Genomic DNA, 12,409 nt, shown 5'->3' with positions numbered 1-12,409 from the left:
TTATAATGGCGCCTGCAATTTCAAATCAGTATGCAGTGACTTAGGGCTAAATTAGCTCTAGATCACTAGTAGATCAGCCATTTTTAACTAACAATAAGACATCCATGAGCACCGATTATCTGAAAAAGATCCTGACAGCGCGCGTCTATGACGTCGCATTTGAAACCCCGCTGGAATACGCCACCAGCCTGTCGGCTCGCATGGATAACCGAATTTATTTCAAACGCGAAGACATGCAAAGCGTGTTCAGCTTCAAGCTGCGCGGTGCTTATAACAAGATTGCACACCTGACGCCTGCGCAACTCAAGCGTGGTGTTATCTGCGCCTCCGCAGGCAACCATGCCCAGGGCGTGGCCCTGAGCGCCCGCAAGAAGGGTTGCAAGGCCGTCATCGTCATGCCAACGACAACGCCGCCCGTCAAAATCGATGCAGTGCGCGCCCATGGTGGCGACCTGGTTGAAATCATCCTGTTCGGCGATTCCTATACCGATGCCTATGGCCATGCGCTGGAACTGGAAAAGAAACGCAAGCTGACCTTTGTCCATCCCTTTGATGACCCTGATGTTATCGCAGGCCAGGGTACGGTGGGCATGGAGATATTGCGCCAGCATTCTGAACCTATACATGCGATTTTCGTTGCCATAGGTGGCGGTGGCCTGATCTCTGGCGTGGCAGCTTATGTCAAGGCGGTGCGCCCTGATATCAAGATCATCGGCGTCCAAACTACTGATTCTGATGCCATGGCGCGCAGCCTCAAGGCTGGCAAGCGCGTTACCCTGACTGATGTTGGCCTGTTCTCGGATGGCACAGCCGTCAAGCTGGTGGGTGAAGAAACCTTCCGCCTGGCCAAGCTGTATGTGGATGAAGTGATTACCGTTGATACCGACGCTGTCTGTGCCGCCATCAAGGATGTCTTTCAAGACACCCGCAGCATCCTGGAACCCGCCGGGGCATTGGCCGTAGCTGGTTGCAAAGCCTACATTGAACGCGCCAAGGCCGACAAGAAACCGCTGAAGAATGAAGCTCTGGTGACGATCGCCTGCGGTGCCAACATGAATTTTGACCGTCTGCGCTTTGTGGCCGAACGTGCCGAAGTGGGTGAGGCGCGTGAGGCGGTTTTCGCCGTGACCATACCAGAAGAGCGCGGCAGCTTCCGCCGTTTCTGTGAACTGATAGGCGCGCGCAATGTCACAGAATTCAATTACCGCATCAGCGATGAAAAGGCGGCGCATATTTTTGTGGGCATACAAGTACACGATAAGCTGGAATCTGGCAAAATTGCCAAGAATTTTGAAAAGCATGGTTTTGCCACGCTGGACCTGACGCATGATGAGCTGGCGAAATTGCATATCCGTCATCTGGTCGGCGGCAAGAGCAGCCTGGCCAAGGATGAATTGCTGTACCGTTTTGAATTCCCTGAGCGCCCCGGTGCATTGGGACGTTTCCTGAACAGCATGGCACCGAACTGGAACATCAGTTTGTTCCACTATCGTAACCATGGAGCCGATTACGGCAGAACTTTAGTTGGTTTGCAGGTTCCAAAGAAGGAAATGAAGGCTTTCCGCGAATTCTTGGCGACCCTGGGTTACCGTTACTGGGATGAAAGCAAGAATCCCGTTTATCAATTATTTTTGGGCTGATACAGCCCATCGACTTAAGTAATACAAACATTAAGCAATACAAATAACATGACAGATTCCGCACCAAATACGCCTGAGCATTCCTTACTGGGCAAACCGGCGACCTACAAGTCCGAATACGATGCCAGCCTGCTGTTCCCCATTTCCCGTAGCGGTAAAAGGGAAGAGATTGGCCTGGGCAGCAGCCTGCCCTTCTTTGGTGTGGATATCTGGAATGCCTATGAGATCTCCTGGCTGAACATGCGCGGCAAACCGCAGGTGGCAATTGCTGCCATTACAGTACCGGCAGATTCACCCAATATCATTGAATCCAAGTCTTTCAAGCTTTATCTGAACTCGTTTAATCAAACCCGTCTGGCAGGGGCAGATGCCCTGATCAGCCTGTTGCAGGCAGATTTGTCTGCCGGTTTTGGTGCTCCTGTACAGGTAAAGCTGACTACGCCAGACCAGTTCGACAAACTGGCCATGCATGAGTTGCAAGGCCAGTTGCTCGACAGGCTGGACATAGAAGTCGATAGCTACACCCCTAATCCTGCACTGCTGACTGCCAACTTTGATGAGTCGCCAGTAGAAGAAACCCTGATCTCGCATTTGCTGAAATCCAATTGCCTGGTCACTGGCCAGCCAGACTGGGGTAGCGTACAAATCCACTATGTAGGCCCACAAATCAACCAGGAAAGCCTGTTGCAGTATTTGATAGGCTTCCGCGACCACAATGAATTCCACGAGCAATGTGTGGAACGCATTTTTGTCGATATCATGCGCCACTGCAAACCGCAGAAATTGTCAGTCTATGCACGGTATACCCGTCGCGGCGGGCTGGACATCAACCCCTGGCGCAGCAATTTCAGTACGGGCCAGGGCCCGGACAACCGCCGGAACGCACGCCAGTAGGACAGGCAGCATCCCAATTATTCCTATTTTTTGTATCCATTTGTAACCAATATTATGTCGACGTTCATTCATTTATCCCTGCGCGCTGCCTTGTGCATCTCCAGTTTCATGCTGTGCACCGTGTCCCGGGCGCAGACCACGACTCCCCCGGCTCAAGAAATAGGCTGGTGGGATAGTGCCAAAGCCAAGGCCAATAAAATCCTTGATGAAGGCGATTTGTCACTGATGGTTGCCGGCCACACTCACCATGGCCGCAATACTTACACCAAGGAAAGAATTGCCGAACTGAATGAGCACACCTGGGGCATGGGCTTTAGTAAAGCCATACGCACCAAGGACGATAATGAAGAATCCCTGTACTCCATGGTGATCTCGGATTCGCACTTCCGCCCGCAACCCATGGTGGGCTATGCGTATCAATGGACAAAAACCCTGGGCGAGAAAGTCGAAGTTGGTGGTGGTTTGACTGCTGTGATGATCAGCCGTACTGACTACTTTGGCGGTTTCCCCTTCCCTGCCGTATTGCCAATTGCCTCGATAGGCACACGCAATAGCAAACTGATGGCAACTTATGTCCCACGTTTTTCCAAGAACAAGGGCAATGGCGATGTATTGTTTCTGTTCGTGCGTTTTGATCTGAAATAAAACCCGGGGCAGATCAGTGTCTGATGACCTTATTTGCCCGTTGTCTGTCCTTAAAATTCAGGCAAATTTGCCCCGCACTGTATTCATATGTTTTTAGTATGCTAGCTAATTACCATCATTGTCCTAAGAACTTGCATGATGTAAAGTAGACAGACTTATTCGTTTTATAGATTGTCGTCGTGATAATTCCGGTCCCGTTTTCAAGCACTAGCACACACGAGCCTGTCGCCAGTCAAGACTGGCATATGGCCTTGCTGGAGCATAACCCGGACGCGATGTACGTGCTGATCGACGACAACCTGATCTATGCCAATCCAGCTGGTGTAGAACTGATGCACGCCGGGGACGCCAAGCAATTAATAGGCTTGAAACCTGAAGCCTTTTTGCATGGCAGGCATCATGAAGGCGCCAGGACCATACTGCAAAAACTGCGGCTGGATGGTGCCCAAAGCAAACATACCTGTCAGTGCATACGGCTTGATGGGCAATTGCTTGACATAGAGGTGCGGGGCACGCAATTCACTTTTAATGAACAAGCCGCCATTTTGCTGACGGCGCGCGAAATCACTCCCCGCAGCAGTTCACGTTCCAGCGCTACTGTCACCGCACTGCCCCTCATCGATCAAGTCCGTTACAAATCCAGCCGCGTCCATGAAGCCCTGCATCACGAGAAAGAAATTCTCGAGATGATAGCGCTCGACAAACCCTTGAGCGATATCCTGGAAGACGTTTGTGACCGCATGGAAAGGCTGCTCGACAATGGTGCCCTGTGTGCCATCACTCTGTATGATGCCAGCACCCAGCAGCTGAGTTTTGGTGCAGGCCCTTCGCTGCCCGATGGCTTTTGCGCTCTGCTGGGCAACATGCCGGTAGATACCAGCTCAGGCTCTGCCTCGGCCGCGATCTATTACCAGCGCACCACGATAGTCCAGGACATTGCCGTCAGCCCGCTGTGGAAAAACCTGCGTGAACCGGCCTTGCGCTATGGCTTGCGTTCTTGCTGGTCACTGCCTATCACGACGGCCTTCAATACCCTGCTGGGTACGGTTGATGTGTATCACCAGATGGTGCACAGCCCGAATGAAGACGAGCAAGCCATGATGATGGATGCCTGTGACCTCATCGGCCTGGCTATCGACAAAAAGAACATGGAGCAAAGCCTGGAGGAAAGCGAAGAACGCTATCGCTCCGTGGTCACCAATCTTAGCGAAGGCATCATGGTGATAGGCCCCAGCGGCCAGATCCTGACGTGCAATCCCAGCGCCCAGCGCATCCTCAAAATCGACGATATCAGTGCTGTCGGCAGACGCCATCGCTATTTCAAGAACATACTCGGCGATGAAGGACAATGCATACGCATGGGCGATGACCCGGCATCAGTCGTGTTCCGCAGCAAGACCCCGATTTTGAATTTATCCATGGGTGTGGAATTACGTGATGGCTCCATCGTCTGGTTGCTGGTGAATGTACTGCCCATCAACAAGAAAAGCAGCGCCTCTGTATCTGCCGTGTTGATTTCATTTACGGATACGACGGAAGTACGCGAAACACAAAGGCAATTGCATTTCATGGCATCTTATGATGCCCTGACTGGCTTGCCTAACCGCCACCAGCTCAATCAGCGCCTGACCAAAGCCCTGGCGGGTGCCAAGCGCACCCAGCACCGCCTGGCCTTGCTGTTCCTTGACCTGGACAGGTTCAAGAACGTCAATGATACGGCTGGCCATGCGGCTGGTGATACGCTCTTGCGGGATGTGTCTTCGCGCCTGAGCTCTTGCATACGTACTACCGACATGCTGGCACGCCTGGGAGGTGATGAGTTCGTCATCGTGGCCGAAGCCTTTGAAGACGCCATGCAACTCAAGGACCTGGCGGAACGCGTGCTGGCACGTATGCGCGATCCTTTCGTGATTGATGGCAATGAATATCACCTCGGCACGTCCATTGGTATCAGCGTCTACCCGCATGATGGTGAAGATGGCCCCACGCTCATGCGCTGTGCCGATTCTGCCATGTACCATGCCAAGGAATCTGGCCGCAATAATTACCAGTTCTTTACGACTGAACTAAATGTCCGCGCCCAGCACCGTTATGCGCTGGAAACCAATCTGCGCCGCGCCCTGACCGACAATGAATTCCTGGTGTATTACCAGCCCAAGATTTGCCTCAGCACCTCACGTATCGTCGGTGCCGAAGCCCTGATACGGTGGCAAATGCCGGATGTGGGCCTGGTGCCCCCCAATGAATTCATCCCTATCTCGGAAGAAATCGGCCTCATCCTGCCATTGGGCCGCTGGATTTTGCGCCAGGCCTGCCTGCAAACCCATTTATGGCGTGAACAGTATTCGCCCGACCTGGTCATCAGCGTGAATATCTCGCCCAAGCAATTCCAGGACCCCGGCTTGCCCAAGTACATAGAACAAGTCTTGCATGAAGTCGGATTACCGGCATCTGCCCTGCAACTGGAGATTACCGAAGGCTTGTTGATGGGCGACGCCGACTTGCTGTTACCGGTTTTTGATGCCATCAAGAAATTGGGCATCAGTATTTCACTGGACGATTTCGGCACAGGCTTTTCATCTTTGTCGTATTTACAACGTTTTCCTATCGACAATCTAAAGATAGACCGCTCTTTCATTCGGGATATACCGGGCAACCCGGATTCCGTGGTCCTGACGCACGCCATTATTGCCATGGCAAAGGCGCTGGGCATGAGCGTCACAGCCGAAGGTGTAGAAAAAGCCGACCAAATGTTCTTCCTGGCCGACTCTGGTTGTCAGGAGATGCAGGGCTTTTATTTCAGCCAGCCACTACCTGTAGAAAAATTTGAAAAATTACTGAGAGACAACGTTCGCTAAAAGTGTTGTCAAGTTTTGCGCATATCAGTCAAAAGAAGCCTATAATTTGTCAAAACCTAATTTTGTGCATCGCACCATTTCGCTGTAAAACGATCTTGCACCATGACGAATATTGCAAAAATCCTGCCTCTTAACAACGTACTTCTGGATCTGGAAGTCTCCAGCAAAAAAAGAGCATTTGAACAGGCCGGGCTGTTATTCGAAAATAATTGCAGCATAGCGCGCTCAGTTGTCTCCGATAACCTGTTTGCCCGTGAGCGCCTTGGCTCTACTGGCCTTGGCCATGGCGTCGCCATCCCGCATGGCCGCATCAAGGGTTTGAAGGCTCCGATTGCTGCCCTGGTCCGGTTAAAAGAGGCTATCCCTTTTGAATCGCCAGACAGCCAGCCTGTCAGCCTGCTGATTTTCTTGCTCATGCCTGACAATGTCACGCAACAGCATCTGGAAATCCTGTCTGAAGTGGCCGAGATGCTGTCGAATGAAACTTTCCGCGACAGCCTCAACACTGAAGCCAGTGCCGCTGCGATTTATGAAAAAATCATGGCATGGCGTCCCAATTTGCCGGGTCATGCCTGATGACCGGTCCGGTGCAGCCATGTCAAAGCATGGCTCCTGGACACAACCAGCAGTTCCTTCCAGCCACCCTGTAGCATATCGTCAGATTCAGCCCAACTAGCCATGCCATCATTGACAGAACTCACGGTACAAAAAATCTACGACGATAACCGCGACACCATGCAACTGGGCTGGTTTGCCGGTTTTGCTGGTGCAGACAAGCAAATCACAGGCGATGCAGCTTCTTCTGCCGACCAGGTCGGCCATTTGAACCTGATCCACCCTGGCCGCATACAAGTGCTGGGCCATCAGGAACTCTCGTATTACAACCGTCTGTCGAATGCTTCGCGCAATAATCTCATGCGTGAACTGGTCGCCGGTGCGCCGCCTGCCCTCATCGTGGCACAGGGCCTGGAATCGCCACCGGCATTTTTGACGACTTGCGACGACAATAATATCCCGCTGTTTTCTACCCCTTATCCATCGGCGCAAGTCATCGATTATCTGCGCGTGTATCTGTCGAAAAAACTCGCACAAAAAATCACCATGCATGGCGTTTTCATGGATGTGCTGGGCGTGGGTGTCTTGATCACCGGTGAATCCGGCCTGGGCAAGAGCGAACTGGGGCTGGAACTGATTTCACGCAGCCATGGCCTGGTGGCCGATGATGCCGTCGAATTTTCACGCATCGCCCCGAACATGATAGAAGGCCGTTGCCACGAGCTGCTGCAAAACCTGCTGGAAGTGCGCGGCCTGGGCTTGCTCGATATCAAGACCATCTTTGGTGAAACCGCAGTGCGCCGCAAGATGCGTTTGAAACTCATTGTGCATCTGGTACGCCGCAGTACCCTGGAAGAAAATTACGAACGCCTGCCCATTGATTCGCAAACCGAAGAAGTGCTGGGCCTGCAGATCAGAAAAGTCGTCATCCCGGTGGCTGCTGGCCGCAATATCGCGGTCTTGCTGGAAGCAGCGGTGCGCAATACCATATTACAATTACGTGGTATTAATACTCTGGAAGATTTCATGGAACGGCAACGACGCGCCATGGAAAACGGTGACTAACCCCTACGGCATCTGCTATGGACATCCTGCTTATCTCCGGTATCTCCGGCTCCGGTAAATCGGTAGCCCTGAATGTAGTTGAAGATGCAGGTTATTATTGCGTCGATAATCTGCCGCCCAGCCTGCTGGCAGACCTGATCAATACCCTGACGCGCGAAGGCATACCCGCCGCCGCCATTGCCATTGATACCCGGAGCGCAAACTTATTGACGGGTTTGCCTGACTCCATCAACACCCTGCGTGACCAAGGCCATCATGTCAAAGTCCTGTTCCTGACGGCCAGCACAGAATCCCTGGTCGCCCGTTTTTCAGAAACCCGCCGCAGCCACCCGCTGTCGCACCGCCTTGGCCTCGACAAAGAACCCGGCGACAGGCTCAGCCTGACTGAATGCATACAGGAAGAACGCGAGATACTCTCAGGCATACAAGTCGTGGCCCATGTCATCGACACCAGCGACCTGTCCGCCAACAAGCTGCGCGCCTGGGTTAAGGATGTCATACAGGTAGGCTATACCCCACTGACCCTGATGTTTGAATCCTTCGCTTTCAAGATAGGTGTGCCGCTGGATGCCGACTTTGTATTCGACGTCCGCATGCTGCCCAACCCGCATTACGACCCCGTGCTGCGCCCGCTGACCGGCCGCGATGAGCCCGTCATCCAGTACCTCAAGGAACAAGCCATGGTGGACGAGATGTATAGCGACATCAGCCAGTTCATCAGCAAATGGCTACCCGCCTTCAAACGCGACAACCGCAGCTACCTCACTGTCGCGATAGGCTGCACTGGCGGCCAGCACCGCTCTGTCTACATGGTGGAAAAACTCGCTGCGCATTTCAAGGCGCAGGAGCAGGTGTTGGTCAGGCACAGGCGGTTGAGCTAAGGTACAACTGATAGATCAAAATTGGGCAATGCCTCGTAAGGTTAGGCACAGCCCAAGACTATATTTTTGATTGACGCATCTCTGACAAAAGGCTGTTTAAGCTGCATCGTCACATACGCAATACCCCATCAAACATTTCCCCAGGCACTAAACAGTTCAAGAAACTTCCGCCATCCCGACATGTCCAAGCGTTTCCATCACTTCCATCACTTCCATCAAGAATAAAAATGAAAACCAAACCACAAAAGATCTGGACGGCGACAATAGTCATTGGCTTGTTGTGCATGGGCCTGGCGGCATGCAGCACGGCACCACAGGCCACCACACCGCGTTATCAACTGAGCGCTGATGCGGCCTGGAGCAAACTCAATACTGTTGCCTATAAGGGCAAGCAGGATGATATTTTCTTTGTCCAGCCTGACTTGGGCTGGTATGTGAATGGTGCAGGCAAGATTTACAAAACCACGGATGGTGGCCAGGGCTGGCAAGAACAGTTATCCAAACCTGGCACCTTCTTTCGCACAGTAGGATTCGTCGATGCCAGGCACGGCTATGCTGGCAACATCGGTACGGATTATTTTCCTGGTGTTACCGATACCACGCCGCTGTATGAAACCCGTGACGGCGGCATCAGCTGGCAAGTTGCCAGGGGCCTGGAAGGTATACAGATCAAGGGCCTGTGCGCCATCGATATACTGCACAATAAATTCATCAATTCTGGCGTCCTCGACAACCGGACCATCATCCATGCCGGTGGCCGCGTCGGTGGCCCGGCGACTTTGCTGCGCTCACTCGATGGCGGCTCCAGTTGGAAAAGCATAGACATGACGCCTTATACGGGCATGATACTCGATGTCAAATTCTTTGATGCGATGACAGGTTTTGTATTTGGCGCATCCAGCAGCGACACGGAAAAATCCCGTGCCCGCATCATCATGACCAGAGATGGTGGCGTAAGCTGGAAGACAGTCTACGAATCCACCCGCCCGTATGAACTAACCTGGAAAGCCAGCTTCCCGACCCGCGATACCGGCTATGTAACCATACAAAGCTACAACCCTGACCCAGCCACCAGCCAGCGCTATGTTGCCAAGACGGTAGATGGTGGCCTGAGCTGGAAAGAAATTCCCCTGGTCAACGACCTCAAGGTAAGAGAATTTGGCGTCGGCTTCATTGATGCCAACACCGGCTGGGTAGGTGCCATCGACGGTGGCTATCAAACCACCGATGGCGGCCAAAGCTGGAAACACGTCCCCATGGGCCGCGCTGTCAACAAGATACGCCTGCTACCAACGGACAAGGGCTTTGTCGGCTATGCGATAGGGGCGGAGGTCTTCAAACTCAAGCAGGATAATGCGCGTTTGCCTTGAAAAGGCTTGCTGACTTTTAATTTGATTATGTGCGGGTCCTTGGTGGTCCCGCTATTCTTAAAATTCACAATAAACACCTATGTGCCATCCTTTAATGCCGAAAATTTTTCCTTGAGCTTTAAAATATTTTCTGCTGTGATTTTATAGTCTCGGTAAGTTAATTCACACATCTTCTTTTCATTCGGTGGCAATGGCTTAGCTTCTTCAAGATAAGGGCTAAATTGATCTATATCTCGTATCTCGCTGTAATCTGAAGATAAGCTTTGCAACACTTGTTTCCGCGCTCCAGCATGAATGATCAAAAATCGCGTTACTTGATAAATTGCGATGCCCCGCCTCTGTGACAATTGATATAAATGTCTGTACTCATCAAGCGGCATTTTGAGTAAATACGGCAAGCCGCATAGAAAAAATGCTTCAAAAACAGTACTAGTCAAACGATCAGACAATTCAGCCAAAAGCACTATCTTGTTTTCTTGCTCAAAAATGTCCCGCATCAGACCTAAAAGCTCTGAATATTCTCTCCTCTTTACTACCCCGGTTATAGTCTTCGAGTAGAAATCAAGTTGTGTTTCTGCTTGCATAAACATGCTCCAAAATCTTAGACAACGCGGCCAACGCTTTTAAGAAATCATCATAAAGGAATTCATGAAATTGCATAAGATATGCAAGCAGGTTATATTGCTGAAAGGTGAAAGCATGATCTTCAACGACACATACGTTTCACATCAGCATCTCTACCGTTCAATCTTCCTTCACATGAAGTTCAATGACAACAATCCTCAACTGCCTGCCACAAAATCTCAGCAATCCAGCCTGCAATGACTACATCGCCAACACGCCTTTGGAAGACTGGATGCCGGTACTGGAACATCTCCAACAGGCATTCGATCTGCCACCCGGCACCTGGGAAAAAATCCCGCTGGGGGCGAATGCCTTGTTCGGGCTGGGTGATGAAGTGATCGTCAAGCTCGTGCCGCCCAACTGGCGGCGTCAGGGGGATAAGGAAATCCTGGTTGCGCCGCTGCTTGACGGCAAACTCTCAGTGCAGACACCGAGCCTGATCGCCAGCGGTGAAATTGATCACTGGGTATTCGTCATCTTCAGCCGTTTGCAGGGTACTTTGCTGGCCGACATATGGCCGGCACTGGATCTGGAACAAAAGCAAGCCATCATGGTACAGACTGGCCAGCTCTTGCGTGAATTGCGTCACGTACAGTTTGATGCAGACATCGCCATCCGGGTGGACTGGCCAGCGTATATACAAGAGCTAATCGCCGCATGCATGACCCGGCATCAGCGCAGGAAAATGCCTGAAGGCTTGCTTGCACAAGTCATGCCGTATCTAGAAACTGCCGGAGACTTTGCCAGCGCAGGTGATCCGCGCTTTATCCACATGGACATACACCCCTGGAATTTAATGGCGAAGCAGGAACAAGACGTTTGGAAGTTAAGCGGCTTGCTCGACTTTGGTGATGCCATCGTCGGCAATAGCGACAGACTGGAAATCTTGACGCCCATGATATTCATGGCGCAAGGTAACCATTTGCTGCTCAAGTCCCTGTTACAGGCTTACGGTGAGATTGGAGATATCAACGCAACAGATTTGCAACGCCAGTTGACCGCTTATATGCTGATCAGGCCGGATTCTGATGTCATGTTTTGCATGCAGCAAGTGCCTGCCATCGGGCAGCGTGACACTTGGGAACGGGTTGCTGAGCAGATGTTTCCGGTGTAAAGTCAGACTAGCTTATCACACCTACCCGCGAACATCGCACGCGCCTGTCCGCCAATGCACTTCCTTTACCAGTCCCTGCGCATACCTCGCCAGCGAACGGTTGTAGCGTGGCAAGCAGGTCGACAAGGAGGTCAGGCTGATTGCAAGGGCCTCGCGTTCGCGTCCAAGGTCAGCCAGTGCCAGGGCAAGAAAGCCGCGTACTGCCGCATCAAGCTCATCACCGCCCATTTGCATTTCTGCAAACAGCAAATCAGCTGCAGTTTGCGGCTCGCCCAGGTAACGGATTGAACTGGTCATCTGTATGTTTGCCCTTCGACGCCGCAAACCCGACACACCAGTTGTGAGTGCTGTCTCGTGCAGGTGAATGGCAAGCTGGGGGAAGTCGCAAGAGTCTCGCGCAGCGCCACACTCAAACAGGCCAGTGCAGCACCTTGCGGTAGTTCGGCAGCCATTGCATCAATGCGGGCGATGAAGTCTTGCGCTTCCATATCATAGAGTGCTGTCCATAAGGCTGCCAGCCGTTTTCCCCAGATTTCGTTCAGCATAGTCACGGTCTTTATTGATAAAGTAAGCCTGATCGCGTATTCAATATAAATCCTTGCGGTGTCTGCTTAAATGGAAAGGAAAAAATATATAAAACCCTGACGTGTATCAGGCATAAATTTTTTCATTTTTCAAATCTCAGAGCAATCAACTCAGGCTATACTCACTTTGCGTTTCCTCGGTGGGAACTAAGTTGTCTGATTGCAGAGGTTCTGACTCA

12 protein-coding genes are annotated in these 12,409 nt (G+C 51.9%); 9 read left to right on the top strand and 3 right to left on the bottom strand.

Annotated elements, in window-relative coordinates:
* The first annotated feature begins 50 nt into the window (after positions 1-50).
* From ilvA to Q8K39_RS15500, 8 genes are all read left to right on the top strand, one after another.
* Complete coding sequence (ilvA, locus tag Q8K39_RS15535) at positions 51-1,640, top strand: threonine ammonia-lyase, biosynthetic (protein WP_305261729.1); 1,590 nt, start codon at positions 51-53, stop codon at positions 1,638-1,640.
* Between the two features lie 48 nt (positions 1,641-1,688).
* Positions 1,689-2,534 carry an NADPH-dependent 7-cyano-7-deazaguanine reductase QueF gene (gene queF / locus Q8K39_RS15530; protein ID WP_305261553.1) on the top strand — a complete coding sequence of 282 codons (846 nt, stop codon included), beginning with the start codon at positions 1,689-1,691 and terminating at the stop codon, positions 2,532-2,534.
* 54 nt (positions 2,535-2,588) lie between these two features.
* On the top strand, positions 2,589-3,179 hold the full coding sequence (locus Q8K39_RS15525) for a hypothetical protein (RefSeq protein ID WP_305261551.1): 591 nt from the start codon (positions 2,589-2,591) through the stop codon (positions 3,177-3,179).
* A 179-nt stretch (positions 3,180-3,358) separates the two neighbouring features.
* Complete coding sequence (locus Q8K39_RS15520; RefSeq protein WP_305261549.1) at positions 3,359-6,037, top strand: EAL domain-containing protein; 2,679 nt, start codon at positions 3,359-3,361, stop codon at positions 6,035-6,037.
* A 102-nt stretch (positions 6,038-6,139) separates the two neighbouring features.
* On the top strand, positions 6,140-6,613 hold the full coding sequence (locus Q8K39_RS15515; protein WP_186953333.1) for a PTS sugar transporter subunit IIA: 474 nt from the start codon (positions 6,140-6,142) through the stop codon (positions 6,611-6,613).
* 102 nt (positions 6,614-6,715) lie between these two features.
* On the top strand, positions 6,716-7,657 hold the full coding sequence (gene hprK / locus Q8K39_RS15510) for an HPr(Ser) kinase/phosphatase (protein WP_110256126.1): 942 nt from the start codon (positions 6,716-6,718) through the stop codon (positions 7,655-7,657).
* A gap of 17 nt (positions 7,658-7,674) precedes the next feature.
* Entirely contained in the window at positions 7,675-8,538 is an 864-nt protein-coding gene (gene rapZ / locus Q8K39_RS15505; protein ID WP_305261543.1) for an RNase adapter RapZ, read from the top strand.
* A gap of 227 nt (positions 8,539-8,765) precedes the next feature.
* Entirely contained in the window at positions 8,766-9,908 is a 1,143-nt protein-coding gene (locus Q8K39_RS15500; protein ID WP_305261541.1) for a hypothetical protein, read from the top strand.
* Positions 9,909-9,985: 77 nt separating this feature from the next.
* On the opposite strand, the gene Q8K39_RS15495 is transcribed toward Q8K39_RS15500, so the two are convergent.
* Positions 9,986-10,492, bottom strand: coding sequence for a hypothetical protein (locus Q8K39_RS15495; RefSeq protein WP_305261539.1), 507 nt, complete (start codon positions 10,490-10,492; stop codon positions 9,986-9,988).
* Positions 10,493-10,677: 185 nt separating this feature from the next.
* Between Q8K39_RS15495 and Q8K39_RS15490 the strand changes: the two genes are divergently transcribed.
* On the top strand, positions 10,678-11,646 hold the full coding sequence (locus tag Q8K39_RS15490) for a phosphotransferase family protein (RefSeq protein ID WP_305261537.1): 969 nt from the start codon (positions 10,678-10,680) through the stop codon (positions 11,644-11,646).
* Positions 11,647-11,667: 21 nt separating this feature from the next.
* On the opposite strand, the gene Q8K39_RS15485 is transcribed toward Q8K39_RS15490, so the two are convergent.
* Together Q8K39_RS15485 and Q8K39_RS15480 are read right to left on the bottom strand one after the other, a co-directional pair.
* Positions 11,668-12,006: a tetratricopeptide repeat protein gene (locus Q8K39_RS15485; protein ID WP_305261727.1), complete on the bottom strand. Its 339-nt coding sequence runs from the start codon at positions 12,004-12,006 to the stop codon at positions 11,668-11,670.
* Positions 11,940-12,191 (bottom strand): hypothetical protein, encoded by a 252-nt coding sequence (locus tag Q8K39_RS15480; protein ID WP_305261536.1) that lies wholly within the window; start codon positions 12,189-12,191, stop codon positions 11,940-11,942. The genes Q8K39_RS15485 and Q8K39_RS15480 overlap by 67 nt, the downstream gene beginning before the upstream one ends.
* Between the last annotated feature and the right edge of the window lie 218 nt (positions 12,192-12,409).

Source organism: Undibacterium sp., assembly GCF_030683615.1.
GTDB lineage: Bacteria > Pseudomonadota > Gammaproteobacteria > Burkholderiales > Burkholderiaceae_D > Undibacterium > Undibacterium umbellatum.
This window is presented reverse-complemented; position numbering and strand designations above follow the sequence as displayed.